We start from the raw sequence: 19371 nt of genomic DNA, 5'->3' as shown, positions 1-19371 counted from the left end.
ATGATAAACTGCATATTCTTTCAATAGTTTTTATCTTATATGAGAAGATTCCTGTATACCATTTGTGCCTTTTCCTGGTTCACCGTTCAGGCACAACAGAACTTGCTTCTGGAGCAATCATTTTGGAAAAATAGTCCAGATGTAGCTACTGTAAAATCTGCCATTGAGAAAGGCAACGATCCGGCAGCATTTAACGATAACAGTTTCGATGCCACCGTGATGGCCATCAATTCGGGAGCTCCTACCGAAACGATCAAATTCTTGCTGGCACAGCCCGGAAACAGTGTAACGAAGCTTACTCATGACAGCCGCACCTATCTCCATTGGGCCGCCAATCGGGGGAACGTGGAGATCATGGAATATCTTGTCAGCAAAGGAGCGAAGGATAATGTAGTCGATAGCCATGGATCTACTGCCTTAAATTTTGCTGCAGGTGGAGGGCAAACGAATACCAAGGTTTATGAAATATGCCTGGCCAACGGAGCGAACCTTCAAAAAGACGTCAATCACGATGGAGCTAACGCCTTACTGATTGCAGTAGCAAACGATAAAGATCTGACATTAACAAAATATTTCATGTCTAAAGGGCTGGACCTGAAAAGCGTTGATGCCTCTGGTGCCAATGCTTTTAGCTATGCCGCTCGTGCCGGTAATATTGACTTGCTCAACAAACTTAAGGCCATGGGTGTCGAACCCAATGGTACGGCTATGCTGATGGCGGCACGTGGCTCACGCCGGGGTGCCAATACGCTGGACGTTTATCAGTATTTGGAAAAACAAGGTTTAAAACCAGGAATAATCGGAGAAAATGGACAGAATGCATTACATTCTATCGTGCGACGAGCCGGCCAAGACGAGATCATCCAATACTTTTTGTCGAAAGGGCTTGATGTCAATCAAGCGGACGAAGACGGGAATACTGTACTGATGAGTGCTGCAGAGTCTAACGGCGATTTGGCGACTTTGAAGCTATTATTGCCAAAAGTGAAAAATATCAATCATACCAATGCTCAGGGTGTGTCAGCCCTGATGCTGGCCACCAAAAGCAACTCCGCAGAAGTTGTTGACTATCTCATCGAAAAGGGAGCCTCTATTGATATCACTGATAAAAATGGGGATAACCTTTCATACTATCTCATACAGTCCTACAATTCTCGTCGTCCCCAGGAATTTAAAGAAAAATTACAGGTTCTTAAAGATAAGGGGTATAAAGTGGCCACTCCACAGCAAAATGGCAGCACCCTCTATCACCTGGCCGTTGCCAAAAATGAACTGGAGTTGCTGAAGTTAATCGCACCCTTTCAGATAGATGTCAATGCCAAAGACAATCAGGGTTTAACGGCCTTGCATAAAGCCGCTTTGGTATCCTCAAACGATGAAATGCTCAAGTATCTGATCGCTCAGGGTGCGAAAAAAGATGCGATGACAGGTTTTGACGAAACGCCTTATGACCTGGCAATGGAAAATGAAACGCTGAGCAAAAATAAAGTTGATCTTAATTTCTTGAAATAAAATATGAAGGCTTCCCTTATTAAAACTGCATGGCTGCTCCTTGCATTTATTTTGGTTACCCCAACGGTAATGCAAGCACAGAAGGCACCTACTTCTAAATATAAATGCATGATCCAGATGACGAACTACCTAGGTGAGGGTGCCTATATCGTCATTTCGTTGATCAATCCTAAAGGAGCATACGAGAAAACGCTTTATGTACTGGGCCCGGACAAGGAGTGGTACAACAGCCTTAAAGAATGGCATAAATTTCAAGCCAAGAAGCCTACCAATATCAGTGCCATTACCGGCGCGTCGGTAACCGGAGGCGACCGGGCTGTTAATGTATTGGAAATAGAATCTTCTAAAATCAACAGCGGTTATTCCCTCCGTTTTGAAAGTGCGGTAGAGGACAAAAAATATCATATGAAAGACTTGGAAGTCCCCCTAACCACCGAAGGGCTTGCCGCAAAAAGTGAAGGAGCTGGCTACATACGCTATGTACGCTTCAGCCCTAACTAATACCATACAGATATGACCATTTCAATTTGGAGATACAGCCACTTAGCTTTGGCTGTATCTTCTTTTATTCTACTCACGTTAGCATCCGTAACAGGGGTGATATTGGCCTTTAAACCAATTCAGGAAAAAATCAATCCTTACCGTTCAGATCAGTTTGAGGCATTGTATCTTTCGGATGTAATCCCACAACTTAGGAGTCAATATCCTGGAATCACCAAACTCTCTATTGACGCAAATCAGTTCGTCCAGATGAAGGGGACGGATCAAGAGGGGGAAAACATGCTCGTCTTTGTCGATCCAAAGACGGGTAATCTACTCGGTAAGCCTGAAGCTCCTTCAGAATTTTTCGAATGGGTTACCGCCTTGCATCGTTCCCTATTTTTACATGAGACAGGGCGTTTTTTTATAGGATTAACGTCCTTTTTGCTCCTGCTAATTACCATCTCGGGCACGGTGCTCATTATTCAAAGACAGAGAGGCGTCAGGCGCTTTCTTACACGAATCGTTCGAGAGAATTTCGCTCAATACTACCATGTAGTACTGGGTCGACTTTCACTGATTCCAATATTCCTTCTGGCCCTAACGGGTACCTATCTCTCTCTGGCTCGATTTGAATTAATCGACACGGCATATATCCTTCCGGATGTGGATTATGATGCCATTCAAGATGGCCCTCCTAGAGATGCTACCAGTTTTGATATTTTTAAAAATACCCCGTTGTCCGAAATACAATCCGTCGACTTTCCTTTTTCGGAAGATGTGGAGGATTATTATACATTGCAACTCAAAGACCGAGCCCTGCATGTCAACCAGGTAACAGGGGAAATTCTTTCAGAGGTTAAATATCCTGTATCTGTCGTGCTTACCGAATGGAGTGTTGACCTGCATACAGGAAGAACCAACGCCTTCTGGGCCATATTACTCGCATTAGCATCTGGCAATATCCTCTTTTTTATTTACTCGGGTTTTGCAATAACCCTGAAAAGACGCTCAGGCAGGATAAAAAATAACTTTACTGCGGAAGAGAGTAATTTCATAATATTGACGGGCTCCGAGAACGGCAGTACCTTCCGATTCGCTCAGGAGATTTATAAACAACTTTTGCAGCAAGGGAAAAAGGTATATGCCTGCGAATTAAATGATTTTCAAGAGTTCCCTAAGGCTACACATATCATCGTCATGACGGCTACCTATGGGTTGGGCAATCCGCCTACCAATGCAGCCCAATTTGCTATTAAGTTAGCAGCACGTCCACAAGTACGGCAGATTCATTATTCCGTAGTGGGTTTTGGCTCTCATGCCTACCCCGACTTCTGCAAATTCGCCTTTGAAGTCGACAACCTGCTATCACGTCAGGACTGGGCTACTCCCCTGGTGGAGATTCATACCATCAACGACAAATCCCCACAAGAGTTTGGTCAGTGGGCATCCGTATGGGCTCAACATGCTGGGGTAACCTTGGATTTGTCCACAGATCTTGGTCAGGATCAGCATACTTGTCCACATAACTTTACCGTAACGGAAAAGACGGTGCTTACTGTACCCCTGGATGCTTTTCGCCTTCGATTACGACCCGAAGGTCCTTACTCGTATGCTTCTGGCGATCTGCTTGCAATTTACCCAGGAAACGATCATCGAGAACGCTTGTATTCTATTGGCAAGGTAGCCGGAGAAATACAGCTGAGTATCAAGCTCCACCCGGGTGGACTGGGGTCTGAGTATCTCTATGGATTGCAGGTAGGCGATCGTATACATGGGCGGATAGATGCAAACCCCCACTTTCATTTTCCAGAAAAAGCCCGTCAGGTGGTGATGGTATCCAATGGTACGGGCATAGCGCCATTCCTAGGAATGATAGACGAGGAGGCCGGGGACAGGGAGCGCTATCTCTATTGTGGTTTCCGCGACCAGGCCTCTTTCTCTTTATACGAATCGAGTATACGAGAGCATCTTAATACTGGAAATCTTGCATCGTTTCGCCTAGCCCGATCCAGAGAAGGATCCAGGCAATATGTTAAAGATTTGCTAGCACAAGATCAGGAACTGATCGTAGAAGTGCTGAAAAATAATGGAGTTATTATGCTCTGTGGCTCTTTGGCAATGCAGCAAGATGTTGTGGAATTACTAGACGGTCTATGCACCACAATTCTGGGCAAAACGGTAAGTTATTATCAATCACATGGCCAAATCCTAATGGACTGCTACTAAACCAGTCTATTAGTTAGGGATGCGGAATTGTGCCAGATCAAAGTTGGGAGAACTGTAAAGATTACCGTCGTCTGCAATCATCAGGCACTTATATAAAGGGAAAAGGTCTAGAAGTGCAAGGCCTTTTTCCTTTCCCAAAACCATCAGAGAGGTGCTCAGCCCATTGGCCTGCTCCGCACTCGGTCCAAATACCGTGACGCTTGTAAGCCCCGTGGCCGGATATCCTGTGGCGGGGTTTATAATATGCGCATACCTTTTTCCCCCAAAGGAAACAAACTTTTCGTAGCTACCCGAGGTCACTACCGCCAGGTCTCTCAAGGGTACTACGGCAATAAGCTCTCCTCGACGGGCAGGATCGTTGATTCCTATTCTCCAGTCGGTCCCATCGGGTTGCCCACCCCAGGCGCTCATATCTCCTGTGGCATTGACAATGCCCGACAGAATGCCTCGGTCCAACATCAACGCACGACATCGGTCGACAGCATAACCTTCCCCCAAAGCACCAAATCCTATTTTCATCCCTTTCTTTTTAAGAAAAACAGTGCTATCGTTCCGGTTTATAATGATATTTTGATAACCCACCTTCTCCACTGATTTGCGAATGGCTTCGGGAGATGGCATGGCCGTCATAGTACCGTCGAATTTCCAGACCCTATCCATTGAGGCAAAACTAATATCGAATGCCCCTTTGGTAACCTTCGAAAGGGTAAGCGCACGCTCAGTTAGCAGCAGGAGCTCCCAATCTACCTTTACCGGGGCAATACCGGCCATGTCGTTAACCATAGAAACCTGCGACGCTGGTATCCAGTCGGAAATAAGATTTTCTATCCTGGCTATCTCGGCAATAACCGTATCGATATTGGTTTCGGCCGTTAAGGAGTCCTGAGCCACCAAAGTAATATCGAACCTGCCACCCATTAAAATGGTAGAACGTTTTCGCAAAACCTGCGCCTGAGCACCGATCACGATTAAAATCAAAAGGATAGTTAGTAGCTTCTTCATATGGATAATAAAAACCAAAGATAAGCATCCTCCGTCATTTGACCGTCCGAGACAATAGCCAGGTCATTTAAGGCATACTACTTTCCATCCAAAGTACATTTTTTAACTGGTCATTGGAGTCACACCAGATTTTCGTTATTGATCATTAAGAGGGTTGCCATTTAGCAGCCTGCACATGAGCGGCTAGAGCTTTCTCGTCAGTAAGGTCGAGCCTCAAGGGTGTTATGGATACCTGGTCATTTTCTACCGCCCAACGATCGGTACCCTCCTCGGCAGGCTCCAATGGCGAAACGGTAAACCAATAATGTTTCCTGCCCATTGGATCGATACCCGGCTCAATGCGCCCGTCGTATAGCCGTACGGACTGTCGCGTCCACATCATGCCTTTAGGCTCCCGGGGCAAATTAACGTTGTATAGCCCTAGATCACCATCATGGATCAGCAGTTCCAGCACTTTCTCTACGAATGGGTCTAGATGTTCAAAATCTGGATCCTGCTTGTCGGCAAAAGTACTGAAGGCGATAGATTTCACCCCTAGCAGCACGCCCTGTTTGGCTGCCGCCAGCGTACCCGAATGCCACATAGAGTTCCCCAAGTTGGGGCCCATATTAATTCCCGACAGTACCAAATCCGTCTTACTCCACAGATGGGTGCCTATAGCGACGCAATCGGCCGGTGTGCCGTTCACCTTATACGCCTCTGCACCTGGAAACTCTATAGGTGATTTTTTATAGGACAAGGGACGTGAGGCTGTAATAGCATGTCCCATAGAGGATTGTTCTACGTCGGGAGCTACCACGCGAACATTGCCAAAGCGGGTGGCCACCCTAGCCAGTGCGGCAATTCCAGGACTATAGATACCATCATCATTAGCGATCAGAATATTCATAACTCATTCTCCGTTTTTAGTTAAATAAAAATGCTGTAGCTGCAAATTATGTACCAAGGTAAAATAGGTCTGGAACACTTTTTTGAAGTGCTTTTGAAAAATCAGTTACTATATGGCAATTGTTCAGATATTTCATAATCCTGGAGCCGGCACCGAGGACCACTCTAAAAAATGGCTTATTCGTACGTTAAACGAGCAAGGCTTCACGAGTGTTTACCGATCTACAGCCGAGAAGAACTGGCAAAAGCTTGACGCTTCGGCCGACTTCATCGTGTTAGCCGGAGGTGATGGCACCGTGCGTAAAGTAGCCTCGGAACTGCTCAACCGAAAGCTTATCGAGAAGAAATACCCCATCGCGCTTCACCCCCTAGGAACTGCTAATAATGTGGCACGCACCCTCGGACTTAGCACCTGCATAGAAGAGCTTAGCACCAACTGGTGGACCGGAGATGTAAAGAGTTTCGATATAGGCCTGGTTGAAGGGCTCGATGAGCCTGCCTTTTTCCTAGAGAGCCTGGGCTTCGGCCTTTTTCCTAAATTATTAAAAAATCTCGAATCGCAAGATCAGCCAGAACATGAATCCCCAAAAGAAGAGATACGCCATGTGTTAAAAGTGTTCCATCAACTGGTAGAAAGCTATGAGCCTAAGGAATGCCATATAGAGATTGATGGAGAGGACTACTCCGGGGAATATTTATGGGTGGAGGTTATGAACACACCATATATGGGATCAAATCTTCATTTAGCGCCGGGAGCTGACCCGGGAGATGGATACTTAGACGTGGTGATGATCGCCGAAAAAGACCGTAAAAATCTCTTAAAATATTTGGCAGGCAAAATTATTGGAAAAGAGCCGGAATGGTCCCCTCCTTGCCAGAAAGCTAGCAAAGTGAAGCTCGCTTATAATGGAGTCCACGGCCATATAGATGACAAATATCTCAAATTAAAGAAGTTTACTGAGCTTAAAGTACATATTCAAAGAGGAATTCTGGACTTTATTGTACCGGCATAAGGAAGTCCGAATTAAGGGTAAAGTAATGGCTCTATTACGACGCCCGTAAGTGGTAAAAACAAAAAAATATTAAAAAAAATCAATTTTGACTGAGTAAACATAGGCTTTCTTTTGTCCTTCCAGTAAATCCTTGAATAATTTCGAGAACTGAAAGCGCCAAAGAAAGCAGTATGTCTCTATCTATATCACAGAAAAGCTCCGATGAGGGTTTATCGAACGGTTCAAAGATCGTTGCAAAAAAAACGCAATTGGGAGCAAATAATCATGACTCCGAACTAAGAGAGGACAACGAATCCTTTGTAAAAGGGGTCTTCAAAGTGGACCCTGCTAAGGGCTGCGAACTACTCTTTCGGCTTTACTATCAACCACTGTGTTCCTATTCAGCCCGATTCGTCTATTCCAGGGAAGCAGCAGAAGATATAGTAAGCGAAATTTTCTACAACTTATGGAATTCCCAATCCTATAAGGCCATAACGGTCTCTTATCGGGCCTACTTATTTCGATCGGTTAGAAATAGATCCTATAATTATCTGGCTTCCGACGTTCGAAACAAAACTCCTATAAGCAGTTTGGAGCTAGAGGAGCTACCTTCAGCCGAGTCACCTGAGGAGATGATGCAGATAGATGAACTCCTGTGCAAAATTCATAACGTGGTCAACGGTCTTCCTCCAAAATGCAAGGAGATCTTTGTAATGAGTCGTTTTGAAGGCCACAAGCCAAAACAAATCGCAATCAAATTAGACCTATCTGTTCGCACCGTGGAGAATCATCTCTTCAAAGCACTATGCATTTTAAGAAATGCATTAAAGGAATATTGGTTGTGGGCAACACTACTTTTGATACAGTAAATCTCAAAGCATCAGCTATATAGCACTACTTAGACTCGGACCCCTTCTCGATATGAAATCATCAATCAATAAAGATCTGCTTATAAACCACTTCCTGGGAAAAAGCAGTCCGCTTCAGAAACGGATGATCCAGGAGTGGCTTCAATTAGCCAAAAACCAGGAACGGTACTATGAATGGTTGGCAGAATTTGAGCGCCAACACCCTCAGTTTATCCCAGACCCTTCAGAAAAAATTGAAACCTACGTGAAGCATATGCAAATGCATCCAGACGGTTTGGCTCTCTCGTCTGGGTCAATGGAAGATACAAATAGGGAAGCGTCACAACTAAAGACCCAACATAAAACTTGGCTCGCTGCAGCTGCAATGGTGCTCATACTTTTAGTATGGAGTGTCAGCCTAAAAGACAATTTGTGGTATCACACCTATCGGACAGCTTATAATAATTTAAAAAAAGTGACTTTGGAAGACGGAAGCCAAATCGTTATGAATTCAAATACTACCCTGATGATTCCACGTTTTTCATTTTACCCCAAGGAGCGTCGGGTTATTTTAAAAGGCGAAGCCAGCTTCTCCGTTTCACACCGGTCCAATCATGCAAAATTTGTCGTCGAAACAGATAATAATCTTCATGTGGTGGTCTTAGGTACCGAATTCACAGTAAATTCCCGTAAACGAGGTGATCAGATACACTTGAGCAAAGGGAGTATTCGACTGGAATATCGACACGATAAAGAAAAAAAGACTCTGTTGATGAGTCCTGGTGATTTGGTCATGCGTAACGGAGAAGGAAAAGTCGAAAAAAGAAAGGTAACAGTCCATCAGGGTTTATCCGATTGGATTCATCATCGATTTACATTTGATGGGGCTAGCATGCAGGAGCTCCAGTTTATGCTTGAAGACAATTACGGCATAAATTTAAAACTAGCAGGAAAAGAACTTGAGGAATTTTCATTACACGGCTCCTACCGTGCCAGCAGTGCAGAAGAATTGATTATGGCACTTACAAAAGCTGCGCAATTAAAATATCACAAAAGCAATGATACTATTACGATAACCTATCCCTAATCCCTTTTTATTTTTCCACTCTAAGCCTTTAACTCAATGAGAACAACATTATTTGTGATGCTTTTGGCGGGGCATCTCACAGGCGCACTATGCCCTACCCAAGCTCAGCTATTAGCTCAAACATCAGGAGTAAAAGTCAGAACAAACTCCTCAGGCATAGCACAAGTAAAAACAATCAAGCTCAAAGAAGCACTCCTTCTTCTCAAAAAGCAATATGGTATCGACCTGTTATTTTTCGGAAAAGGTCTTGATACCTATAAAGTTCCGGCATCGGCAATAAACCCAAAGAAGTCCTTAGAGAGCAATCTGGATCAACTACTTCTCCCCTTGAATCTTAATTACCAAAGGATGGAACAGGGTGGGAGTTATATGATTACGGAATCGAAGACCAATGAGACTAGTCAGAATTCTGGCAAGTCAAATTCAACCGAAAAAAAAGAGTCAGGAGAACAAGTAGACCGACCTAAGAGAGGAGCCGATGATATTACGGTAACAGGAAATGTTAGTGATATGGAAAATCGCCAGGCACTACCTGGCGTAAGCGTGGTAATCAAAGGGACTCAAACGGGTACTACTACAGATATCAATGGCGATTTCAGTATAGATGTCACGAGTTCCTCTGATATCTTGGTTTTCAGTTATGTTGGATATTCGTCTCAGGAAGTTACTGTCGGAAACTCCACCAGACTCACCCTCCGTTTGAAGACGGACAACAAAGCATTGGAGGAAATTGTAGTGATTGGCTATAGCTCCAAAAATCAGACACAATTATCCAGTTCCGTCTCGGTTGTAAATGCTGAAAAGCTCGCAGGGGTTACTAGCCCTAGTCTGGGCAACTTGTTACAGGGTAAAGCGTCAGGACTTATGATTTCCTCAGGTACTGGCCAACCTGGTACAGATCCTGCCATTCGAATTCGAGGTACTGGAACCATCACTGCTGGAGCTAGCCCACTTTATGTTGTAGACGGCGTTATAGGAGGCACGGCAAATCCTAGTGACATCGAGTCGGTAACGGTACTGAAAGATGCCGCAGCCACGGGACTTTATGGATCTCGGGCCGCCAATGGTGTCATCGTCATTACCACTAAGAGTGGTAAATCCGGAAAAACCAATGTTCAAATAAATAGCTCAATCGGAGTGAGTAATATATCGAGAGGAAAATTCAGAATGATGAATTCTCAAGAATATTATGACTATACCCGACCATTATATGTAAACGACTACAATGGAAAAAGAAATAGTTATATCAAAGAACTTGAAGCTAATGTTCCTAACCCGAGCCCAGTACAAATTGCCGAATATCTAAGTTCAAAAAAACTCCCTGCAAGTCTGGAGGATTACCTTCAATTAAATTTCCCTGACAACTTACTGAATTATGATACCGATTGGAGTGATTTGGTGTATCGTCAGGGGCTTACCCAAAACTACGATATCTCGGTTTCTGGAGGGGAGGAAAAAACTAAATTTTATATTGGTGGTAATTATTATAACGAAAAGGGGACCATCACGACCTCAGCCTACGAAAGATATAATGTCCGAATGAATCTCGACCATCGGATCACGGAGCGTCTGCGACTTACCGGACGGATTAACGGTCGTATGGATAATACCAATTATGACTATTCTGGTGACAGAGGCGGTGCTTACACTACCTATTATAATCTTCCTACTGACCGCCCTTATAACGAAGACGGCAGCATTCGTATTGGAACAGAATCTGACTGGATGGGCCGGGATCGCTTCAACTTTCTTTACCCGATGCAGTTCAATTATAGCAAATCCAGATCCAGTGATATTCAAGCAGACATGGTCCTGAGCTATGACTTTAACGACTGGCTCAGCTTTTCCAGCACTAACAGGATTGGGCTTAAAAATCAGCGTTCTGAAATCTATGACGATCCCAGAACCCTCACGGGAGGCATTCGAAAGGGGCTGTTAAGAAATAACAACTTATATGATCAAAGTCTGCTTAATTCCAATCTTATCAAAGCCAGTCATAATTTGGGCTCACACGTTATTTCCGGGCTTATAGGAGTAGAATTCCAAACCAATTACGGTGATTTCACTAACAGCATTGGAGGTGGGGTTCCCATAGGCCTGCACGTGATGGACGTTTCGGCCACACCGGTGGCCATTATGGGTTCCAAGTACCGAAGCGCATTCAACTCCTACTTCACCCAAGCAGACTATAATTACGATAACAAATATTTTGCAACAGCCTCCTTACGCCGGGACGGTTCTTCCAAGTTCGGGCAGAATAACCAGTATGGAAATTTCTGGGCCATAGGAGGGTCTTGGATACTTTCCAATGAGGATTTTATAAAGAAGCTCCCATATCTATCCTTACTAAAGCTTCGCGCCAGCTATGGTACTACCGGGAATGCCAATATAACCGATTTCATCAGTAGGGCTTTATATAGCTATTCTACTCAATATAATGGCATACCCGGTGCCATTCCTGCACGACTGGAGAATCCAGATCTGACTTGGGAAAAGGCATATACTTCTAATATTGGATTGAATGTGGGGCTATTCAATAAAATTGAAGTTTCCATAGATGCTTACCAGCGCGACACCAAAAATCTTCTCTTTGACGTTCCGCTTTCCTCTGCTACTGGCTTTAAAACTCAGATTCAAAACGTGGGACAGATACGTAACCAAGGGCTTGATCTGGAGCTCAATACCTCCAATATTCGAAACGACCGCTTTACCTGGACTTCAAGCTTTAATATTGGTTTCAATCGTAACAGAGTAGTTGCCCTCTACCAAGGGCAGGATATCGATTTGGGCACTAGAAGGGTGATTGTAGGCCAACCGCTGGGTACTTGGTTTATGCGAAAATGGCTCGGTGTAGATCCCGCCACAGGAGACCCACAATGGGAAATGGTTGACTATAACGAGGACGGCAGTGTAAAAAATAGAGAGGCTACCAACAATTATAATTTGGCTACCAGGCAAATTGTAGGAACAAGCTTCCCTAAATTTACCGGAGGCTTAGCTAACAACCTCTCTTATCACGGATTGCATCTGGATATTTTCCTAACCTTTACACAGGGAAACCAAATCAATCATGCACTTCGCGAAAACTTGGGAGCCGACGGTGCCTTCCCTACCACGAATAGCATTGCCTTACGGGCTGGTGATGTACGCTGGGAGAAGCCTGGTGACATCGCCAATTACCCCAGAGCGGTGCTTGGAGGCAATCTCAATTCAAACAAAATGTCATCGCGTTACTTGGAAAATGGCAGTTATATACGACTTCGAAACGTACGATTGGGATATGACATCCCAGGAAATATACTTGAAAAGATTAAAATGAGGAGTGTTAACTTCTTTCTCTCTGGAGATAATCTGCTTACATGGACCAAGTTTTCGGGAATGGATCCAGAAGTATCCCTCGACAATCCTACTGCAAATCTCACCAATTATTTTATTAGTAAGAAGATTCTTTTCGGAATCAATATAGGACTGTAATCTAAACCATCTTATCATTATGAACCGTTTATTACCCCTCATGCTACTTTGGACGGCGTGCCTGATATCTTCCTGCGAGCTTGGACTGGAACCATATAATGGAAAAGAAGCACAAACTCTTTTCAATTCTGTAGAAGGAGTAGCCGAGGCTACCACCGGAAATTATAGCCAGCTTAAAACTGTAGAATACGCTAGTTTCTATCATTTCCTTACGGAATATGCAAGTGATAATGTAACCCTTAGCGGCTCTACTGGCAATACCTTCTTTTTCGCATATAATTACAGGCATATCGTTGATATGACTCAAACGTCCGGATTCTGGAGAAAAGCCTATGAGATTATTTACGGAGCTAATAAGGTAATTGAAAATATTGCTCCGCAAACTTCTCCAGCCCTAGATCAACTGCTGGGAGAAAATCTGTATTTAAGAGCAATGGCTCATTTCGACCTCGTAAACACCTTTGGCAGGCCCTACACTCAAAATGAGGGAACCGGACTGGGTGTAATGATCAGAAAGGATACCGATGTCAATAATCTTCCTGAACGCAGCACGGTAAAAGAAGTCTACGACTTCATCATAACGGACCTACTTCAGGCAGCAACTTTAATGACCGTCAATAAAAGCAGCAGCTATGCTTCCAAAGAAGTGGCATATGCCTTGCTCTCCAGAGTCTATCTATTTAAAGGAGAGAATGCAAAGGCAGTTGAATATGCTAACAAGGTTATAGAGAGTGGGCGTTATGCTCTGGTAGATTCTGATGCCTACAAGAAGTTCTTTTCTCAATCAAACGAAAGCAATAATGAGACCATTTTTGCCATCAAACATACCCCGGTTGATGATCTGGGCAAAAATGCTATAGGTTCTATGTACGATGGCACAGGAGGATTAGGATGGGGAGAAATGTATGCTTCACAAACGTTCAGGAATCTAGTCGGACAATATCCCAACGACATAAGAAACACTTTTTTCGCTCCATTTTATATTAAAGACTCCAACGGCAATCAGGTATTGGCCACCAGAAACGGTATTCCAAAATACTTTATTTACAAATACTCCGGTCAGGACGGAATCCAGACGCTTAGTTCGCCCATTTACCTAAGACTGGCCGATATCTTCCTGATCAGGGCAGAAGCTCAGGCAAAGTTGGGCAACGACACGGAAGCGCTTGCCGATGTCAACCGGATTCGTAGCCGTGCAGGCCTGTCGGGAACCTCCCTTTACACGCTCGGGAATCTACATGGTAAAAAGTCAATATTGGAGGTAGTACTTGAAGAAAGACAGCTCGAACTCGCCTTCGAATCCCAGCGCAAATTCGACTTGTTTCGCAATAATTTACCTTTAGTTCGAGACTACCCGGGATATCACCTTTTAAGTGGACAGAATACCCAAATCATCCAACCAACTGATCCACGGGTCATTTATTTCATACCCCAGCAAGAGTTAGTTTTAAACCCAAAACTCGTACAAAACCCTTGACAATACTTGGTTGAGTGAAAGATCTTTAATCAGATAGCCTCATGGGACATAAATATCAAATAATATTCTGAATTTTAAAATGCTATTCTACTCGAACAAATATGAATTCTACTCTTAAATACCTCTTCTTTCTGCTGGAGCTATTACCCTTATTAGCAATCTCCGTTGATACCGTGGGACAAAATGTCAGCAATCAACCAAACATATTATTTTGTATTGCCGACGATGCCTCTTACCAACATATGAGTGCTTATGGCCTTACTAAATGGGTGCATACACCTGCCTTCGATGAGGTGGCTGCGGAGGGTGTCTTGTTTTTGAATGCTTATACCCCCAATGCCAAATGCGCCCCTTCACGCTCGTGCATCCTTACTGGTCGCAATCCTTGGCAGCTGGAAGAGGCTGCTAATCATGTGCCATTTTTCCCCGCCAAATTTACAACTTGGGTAGAGGCCCTAAGTCATAATGGTTATGAGGTGGGCTACACCGGTAAAGGCTGGTCGCCAGGGAATCCGGGTACCAAAGACGGAAAGCCGAGATTGCTGACTGGTAAAGCCTACCAGAATAAAAAACTAACGGCACCAACTGAGTCAATATCCACCACCGATTATGCCGCTAACTTTGAAGACTTTCTCGATCAACGTAATGGCAGTAAACCGTTCTGTTTTTGGTATGGTGGCCACGAGCCCCACAGAGCCTATGCCCAAGGTTCCGGACTCGCCAAGAGTAATAAAAAGCTTTCGGACATTGACCGTGTTCCCGCCTACTGGCCCGACAATGAAACCGTGAGAAACGATATGCTCGACTATGCCTTTGAGGTTGAATATTTCGATCAAAATTTGGGAAGAATCCTTGCCGTTTTAAAAGAAAGGGGAGAATTGGAAAACACCATCGTTATTGTCACCTCCGACAATGGCATGCCTTTCCCACGGGTAAAAGGCCACGTCTACGAATATGATAACCACCTACCTCTGGCTATCATGTGGCCTAAGGGGATAGAACATAAAGGCCGTAAAATTGAAGATTTCGTAAGTTTTAATGACTTCGCTCCTACCATTCTGGAGGCGGCAGGTGTGAGCCATGCAAAAAGTACAATGCAAGCAGTAGAAGGCAAATCGCTCCTCCCACTGCTACGCTCCAGCAAATCGGGTAAGACAGGTTTGGGCCGCGACCATATGCTGGTAGGCAAAGAAAGAACAGATGTGGGCCGCCCTCATGACCACGGCTATCCGGTAAGGGGCATCATTAAGAATAACTTTATCTACACCATCAATTACCACCCGGAAAGATGGCCCGGAGGGAATCCAGAAACGGGATATCTGGATACCGATGGCAGCCCTACCAAAACCGAGGTACTGAATGCACGACGCAATGGAAGCAATCCTACTTATTGGAACTATTCCTTCGGAAAGAAAGGGGGCGAAGAACTCTACCGCTACGATCTGGATCCCGATGGGATAAAAAACTTAGCCTCCCTACCAGAGTATAAAAAAATAAAAGCCGCCTTAAAGAAGCAATTAGAGGAAGAGCTAAAAAAACAACAGGATCCCCGAATGTTTGGGAAAGGAGATATCTTCGATAACTACCCTTATTCTGAAGCCAGCTCAAAAAATTTCTATGAACGCTACATGGAGGGAGAAAAGTTGAAGGCAGGATGGGTAAATAAATCTGATTTTGAGAAAATTGAGGAATAATTGCATGAAAATATTAGGCGTTAGTATTCTGTTTTTCTGCTGTGTATCGGCCGTCATTTCGGCCAAGGCGCAGCAGAAACCAAATATACTCTGGATTACAATTGAAGATACTTCCCCGCAGTTTATCGGTTGCTACGGCAATAAAGATGCGCGAACACCCACCATCGATCGGCTTGCCAAAGAGGGAATACGCTTTACCAATGCCTTTTCTACGGGTACCGTATGCTCACCAAGCCGCACAGCCCTGATCACCGGCGTAAAAACCTACGAGGCTGGAACTGGAAACCACCGCAGCAGCTACCCCGTTCCTGCTTACATTCATGGCTTCCCCTATTATCTAAAAGAAAAGGGATACTATACCAGTAATAATAGTAAGACTGATTATAACGTAAAAGACCCAAAATCCTTTATTGAGCAGGCCTGGGACGAAAGCTCCAATCAGGCTGGCTGGTGGAAACGAAGCCCGGGGCAGCCCTTCTTTGCCGTATTCAACATCATGGACTCCCATCAGTCACGTACCATGACCGATAGTTATCCGCAATACGTAAAAGAGGTTTTAGACCAAATGCCCAAGGAGGAACATATAGGAGAAAAGGATTTCAAAATGCCTCCCTTCTATAAGGATAGCCCCGAAATGCGTAAACAGATGGCTCGGGTATACAATGCCATCCATTTGACCGATAACAAAATCGCTGCTATTCTGGACCGTCTTGAGCAAGACAACCTCCGTGACAGCACCATCATTTTCTTTTTCGCGGACCATGGTGAAGGCATCCCACGCGGGAAAACCAACGGGATTAATCTCGGATACCGGGTGCCTTTCGTACTTTGGATACCCCCCATGTACGCCCATTTGAACCCTTGGGGAAAACAGGGGATTATCACCGAAGAACTTGTAGACTTCACCGACCTGGCCCCTACCCTGATCAGCATAGCAGGTGGCATAGCCCCCGCGCATATGACGGGAAGAGCCATACTGGGAGCCCAGAGGAAGCCAACTCCTGACCATTTAATTTTGTCGTCGGACCGCTCAGATAATGGAATCGATATGGTGCGTACCCTAACCGATGGACGTTATATTTATTCCCGCAACTATATGCCTTATATGCCCGAGGCACGTTACATTCGGTATATGGAAATCGGAGATATCAAGCAGCAAATGCGACAAGACCTTGCCTCTGGAAAATTGAATCCACTCCAAACGCAGCTATTCACTCCGCGCCCTGCCGAATCCCTGTATGACATCCAAAATGATCTTTGGGAAACAAAAAACCTTATGGATGACCCTGCCTTAGAATCCAAAGCACGACGGCTCAAAACGCAGCTAGGTCAGGAGTTGACCCGGTCCAGAGACGTATTATTTTTACCCGAATACGAAATTGCCAAAATATCGGAACAAACCAGCCCTTATGAATTCCGACAGGAGGAAAGTCGTTATCCCTTCAAAGAAATCTATGCGGCAGCATCCTGGTCGGGTATCCGCAATGCAAAAGCGGCGAAAAAGCAAATCGCTCTTCTCAAGGACAAAAATAAAATAGTTCGTTATTGGGCGGCTGTGGGGCTACGGTCCCAGACGGCAGCAACGCTTAGATCCTACCAAAAAGAGCTGATAGCGGCCATACAAGACGAATACCCTCCCGTTCAAGCCCTAATTTCTGCCCTATGTTTCGATCATTTTAAGGAGGACGAGGCTGAGAAAACTTTGAAGTTACTTTGCCTTTCTGAACAACGTGAGCTGGCACTCATGGCCATAAACGAACTCTTATATCTGAACAATCGCCGACCATTCGTGGAAACGGTCAAGGCTAAGCACGCAAGCCTCTCGGCCATGCCTAAGTCGGCACAAGCTGGCAATTATGAGGTTAAAGCCGCTTGTATGGATGTATTAGGTAGCCTAGGGTTGGTTGCTAATAATCCCGATTTCAAAGAGTAAACCTGCGTTATTCAATCAGCAGGAGCCGTCGGTCTTCCAGACTTGCAGCTCTGGTATTTTTATTTAGAAAATTTCCTTTCAAGCGGGTGATATGAAAATGTTGGGTGTCGGTAAGGAGTTTGGCATTCCAACCTTCGGCAACCAGACTATCGGCTATGTCTGCACGGGTATATAGTATGACTGGTTTTTGGCGGATAAACCTATCCAGTTCCTTTTCATTATTTAATAACTCTACTTCCCCGGTTGCATAAAATTCGAAAGCGTAGGAAAAGCTATGATAGGAACCTATTGGTAAGTGCTTTGCGTCGTCTGGAATCGCCTTGACCGCCTCACTCCCCGATTGATATTGAAAAAGAAAGGGATAAAAGGTTAAGAAAAGGAATCCACTAATTAATACAAAAGTTGCAACTCCTTTCATAAGACTGTTGGCAAGGAGGTCTTCATGATCCCAGACAAATACGCCTGTAATGGAGAGCAATATCAAACCCAGCAATAATGGCCAATGGGGCAGGTTGGCAAAGTAGGTTAGGCCTATGAATAAAAGAGCAATAATAATGACCATACCCTTCTGAATATTCAGGACGGGCCGGATCTTCCCATTCCTGGCAAGCCGGTCCAAGGCATAGGCTGTCATCAGAGCGAAATAAGGAAAACTGATGATGATATAATGTGGAAGCTGAAACTTAGAAAGAGAAAATAACAGAAAGGTGATGGCTGCGCTTCCTATAATCACCCAACGAAGTGGCTCCTCCCGCAATGCGCTTCGCAAACCATAAAACAGGGATACCAGAAGGCCCACAGTCCATGGCAAAAAGGCCCATAGAGTGGTATGAACAAAGAAGGTAGGGTCGCCCGATCCCTTGATAGGCCCCGTATTAAAGAATCGTCCAAACTGACTGTCCCAAAAGAAAAAACGGATGCCAGAAACGTTATTCCTACCAAACACAACTTTTTCGGGGTGGAGGTCAAACTGTTGATAAAGTGCGAAAAGCTCGGGACCTATTAGTACGAAACTAAGAACGAGCCAGGCCCACCAGCGCCAGTCTACAAGCGCCTTCCATTGTCTGGTAACCATCCAATAAATGCCCCAGCCTGCTCCAATACTAATCAGGACGAAAAGGCCCTTGGTCATCATGGCCATGGCCGTAAAGGCCGCTGCCCAGAAAAGTTGCCGCCAATTAAATTGGTGGTCCATCATCAACATATGATATATGGCTGCAATAATACACGTAGTCAGATAGGGCTCGGCGCGTACGTCAAAATTGGCTAGGGTGGTATGTAATGCTGTTGCCTGAATCAGGACGGCAGCTTGGGCAACAATACGACTGTAGAGCAATCGCCCGGTAAGGTAGGTATAGCGCAGACCTAGAAGCCAGAATATAAATGCAGGCAGCTTGTAGGCAAAACTATTAATACCGAAGATGGAGTAGCTTAATGCGGTGACCCAAAAAGGAAAATGGGGTTTATCCAACCAGTCACTTCCATTTCCATACATATTAAGCCAGTCTCCATCCAGGACCATCTTCTTGGCGATGGTTGCATAAAGCGCACCGTCTGGCTCGATAATGGGCAACCACAGAGCGGGAATATTGAGTAGAATAGAAACCAATAATAACCAGCCAAACTTGGGCAGACCTGCCCCATTGTCGGCAGAGGATTGAGCCATATTCTGCTTCAATCGATTCAACTCTAATAACATGCTTGTATATTAATTATTTCGATAATAAAAGCCTGAAAATTCCATTTTACTCCTTC

The 19371-nt window shown here is 44.7% G+C and carries 13 protein-coding genes; 10 read left to right on the top strand and 3 right to left on the bottom strand.

Annotated elements, in window-relative coordinates:
* Positions 1-39: 39 nt before the first annotated feature.
* Genes X939_RS0110930 through X939_RS0110920 form a run of 3 tightly spaced genes read left to right on the top strand, consistent with a single transcriptional unit; the run spans position 40 to position 4221 of the window.
* Entirely contained in the window at positions 40-1512 is a 1473-nt protein-coding gene (locus X939_RS0110930; protein ID WP_025763305.1) for an ankyrin repeat domain-containing protein, read from the top strand.
* 3 nt (positions 1513-1515) lie between these two features.
* On the top strand, positions 1516-2013 hold the full coding sequence (locus X939_RS0110925; protein WP_025763304.1) for a DUF2271 domain-containing protein: 498 nt from the start codon (positions 1516-1518) through the stop codon (positions 2011-2013).
* A gap of 12 nt (positions 2014-2025) precedes the next feature.
* Positions 2026-4221, top strand: a complete 2196-nt coding sequence (locus X939_RS0110920; RefSeq protein ID WP_025763303.1) for a PepSY domain-containing protein — start codon at positions 2026-2028, stop codon at positions 4219-4221.
* 9 nt (positions 4222-4230) lie between these two features.
* Here the strand turns inward: X939_RS0110920 and X939_RS0110915 are convergent, their stop codons facing one another.
* Positions 4231-5223: an FAD:protein FMN transferase gene (locus X939_RS0110915; RefSeq protein WP_025763302.1), complete on the bottom strand. Its 993-nt coding sequence runs from the start codon at positions 5221-5223 to the stop codon at positions 4231-4233.
* A gap of 145 nt (positions 5224-5368) precedes the next feature.
* Positions 5369-6112: a 5'/3'-nucleotidase SurE gene (gene surE, locus X939_RS0110910; protein WP_025763301.1), complete on the bottom strand. Its 744-nt coding sequence runs from the start codon at positions 6110-6112 to the stop codon at positions 5369-5371.
* Positions 6113-6224: 112 nt separating this feature from the next.
* Here surE and X939_RS0110905 point away from each other — a divergent pair, with 112 nt between their 5' ends.
* The 7 genes from X939_RS0110905 (at position 6225) to X939_RS0110875 (ending at position 17616) form a co-directional block, all read left to right on the top strand.
* Positions 6225-7124, top strand: a complete 900-nt coding sequence (locus X939_RS0110905) for a diacylglycerol/lipid kinase family protein (RefSeq protein ID WP_025763300.1) — start codon at positions 6225-6227, stop codon at positions 7122-7124.
* A 170-nt stretch (positions 7125-7294) separates the two neighbouring features.
* Complete coding sequence (locus X939_RS0110900; RefSeq protein WP_025763298.1) at positions 7295-7972, top strand: RNA polymerase sigma-70 factor; 678 nt, start codon at positions 7295-7297, stop codon at positions 7970-7972.
* Between the two features lie 52 nt (positions 7973-8024).
* Positions 8025-9038, top strand: coding sequence for a FecR family protein (locus tag X939_RS0110895; RefSeq protein WP_025763297.1), 1014 nt, complete (start codon positions 8025-8027; stop codon positions 9036-9038).
* A gap of 36 nt (positions 9039-9074) precedes the next feature.
* Complete coding sequence (locus tag X939_RS0110890; protein WP_084299422.1) at positions 9075-12512, top strand: SusC/RagA family TonB-linked outer membrane protein; 3438 nt, start codon at positions 9075-9077, stop codon at positions 12510-12512.
* Positions 12513-12531: 19 nt separating this feature from the next.
* Positions 12532-13989, top strand: a complete 1458-nt coding sequence (locus X939_RS0110885) for a RagB/SusD family nutrient uptake outer membrane protein (RefSeq protein ID WP_025763295.1) — start codon at positions 12532-12534, stop codon at positions 13987-13989.
* Between the two features lie 101 nt (positions 13990-14090).
* Positions 14091-15683, top strand: a complete 1593-nt coding sequence (locus X939_RS0110880; RefSeq protein WP_025763294.1) for a sulfatase family protein — start codon at positions 14091-14093, stop codon at positions 15681-15683.
* Between the two features lie 4 nt (positions 15684-15687).
* Entirely contained in the window at positions 15688-17616 is a 1929-nt protein-coding gene (locus X939_RS0110875) for a sulfatase family protein (RefSeq protein ID WP_025763292.1), read from the top strand.
* Positions 17617-17623: 7 nt separating this feature from the next.
* Here the strand turns inward: X939_RS0110875 and X939_RS0110870 are convergent, their stop codons facing one another.
* Entirely contained in the window at positions 17624-19315 is a 1692-nt protein-coding gene (locus X939_RS0110870) for an ArnT family glycosyltransferase (RefSeq protein ID WP_025763291.1), read from the bottom strand.
* Between the last annotated feature and the right edge of the window lie 56 nt (positions 19316-19371).

The organism is Dyadobacter tibetensis Y620-1, from assembly GCF_000566685.1.
Taxonomy (GTDB): domain Bacteria; phylum Bacteroidota; class Bacteroidia; order Cytophagales; family Spirosomataceae; genus Dyadobacter; species Dyadobacter tibetensis.
The sequence above is the reverse complement of the archived record's forward strand: the minus strand, read 5'-3'. Positions and strand labels throughout refer to the sequence as shown.

Coding starts and splice junctions, on each gene's coding strand:
- X939_RS0110930 (WP_025763305.1), top strand. CDS start 40: ATGAGAAGATTCCTGTATACCATTTGTGCCTTTTCCTGGTTCACCGTT.
- X939_RS0110870 (WP_025763291.1), bottom strand. CDS start 19,315: ATGTTATTAGAGTTGAATCGATTGAAGCAGAATATGGCTCAATCCTCT.
- X939_RS0110880 (WP_025763294.1), top strand. CDS start 14,091: ATGAATTCTACTCTTAAATACCTCTTCTTTCTGCTGGAGCTATTACCC.
- X939_RS0110885 (WP_025763295.1), top strand. CDS start 12,532: ATGAACCGTTTATTACCCCTCATGCTACTTTGGACGGCGTGCCTGATA.
- X939_RS0110915 (WP_025763302.1), bottom strand. CDS start 5,223: ATGAAGAAGCTACTAACTATCCTTTTGATTTTAATCGTGATCGGTGCT.
- surE (WP_025763301.1), bottom strand. CDS start 6,112: ATGAATATTCTGATCGCTAATGATGATGGTATCTATAGTCCTGGAATT.
- X939_RS0110905 (WP_025763300.1), top strand. CDS start 6,225: ATGGCAATTGTTCAGATATTTCATAATCCTGGAGCCGGCACCGAGGAC.
- X939_RS0110890 (WP_084299422.1), top strand. CDS start 9,075: ATGAGAACAACATTATTTGTGATGCTTTTGGCGGGGCATCTCACAGGC.
- X939_RS0110920 (WP_025763303.1), top strand. CDS start 2,026: ATGACCATTTCAATTTGGAGATACAGCCACTTAGCTTTGGCTGTATCT.
- X939_RS0110875 (WP_025763292.1), top strand. CDS start 15,688: ATGAAAATATTAGGCGTTAGTATTCTGTTTTTCTGCTGTGTATCGGCC.
- X939_RS0110895 (WP_025763297.1), top strand. CDS start 8,025: ATGAAATCATCAATCAATAAAGATCTGCTTATAAACCACTTCCTGGGA.
- X939_RS0110900 (WP_025763298.1), top strand. CDS start 7,295: ATGTCTCTATCTATATCACAGAAAAGCTCCGATGAGGGTTTATCGAAC.
- X939_RS0110925 (WP_025763304.1), top strand. CDS start 1,516: ATGAAGGCTTCCCTTATTAAAACTGCATGGCTGCTCCTTGCATTTATT.